The following is a 687-nucleotide window of genomic DNA, read 5'->3' on the forward strand; positions in this document are numbered from 1 at the left end:
CCAAGGATCACCGAAGACAAAATCGATCCTAGGTAACGGCAGGTTTGAAACAGGCCTGAAGTCGTTCCTACCATGTTGGAAGGACTCGTTTCTAGCATCGCTGCCTGAAGCGCGACATTGCCCAGTCCGTAGCCTATACCCAAGAGCGACAGAATGAGCCCTTTTCCGATGGTCTGGACATTGATAAAAAAGATGGTTAAGAGCACGGCTCCAGCCGTCATCAAAAGCGCTCCCGCAAAGATCGGCTTTACGACACCAGATCGGTCGATCCATTTGCCGGTTAAAGGTGACACAACGATGCTCATTCCAGACATAAACAGCATAAACAGGCCGCTCGTTTGAACAGAAAGATGCATTTCATCCTGAAAGTAACTTGGCAGACCAAAAAATAAACAATAGAAGAAAACATTCAGTAAAATAAACTGAACATACACGGCTGACAGACTTCGCTGTGTTTTAAACAGACGGACATCAATGAACGGCTTATCCGTTTTCAGCTCGCGCCAGACAAACGCACAGAGCAGAAACAAGCCAAGCACACCTTCAACCGCATGCGGCGACGTGCTGAACGACAACAGAAAGGATAGAAGGAAAATGATTCCCCCGGCAAATAAAACAATTCCAAGAATGTCGAGCTGCTGAATAATGGCTTTGATTCCTGCCCCTTTTTTCTGATCTTTCGGGAAC

The 687-nt window shown here is 46.7% G+C and carries 1 protein-coding gene; it reads right to left on the reverse strand.

All coding sequences use genetic code 11. The annotated features are described in order from the left end of the window. Window positions 1-687: MFS transporter (locus ACWHAR_RS27585; RefSeq protein ID WP_452088502.1), on the reverse strand; the 687-nt coding region annotated here is incomplete at both ends.

This window comes from Bacillus sp. LR--39, assembly GCF_053613335.1.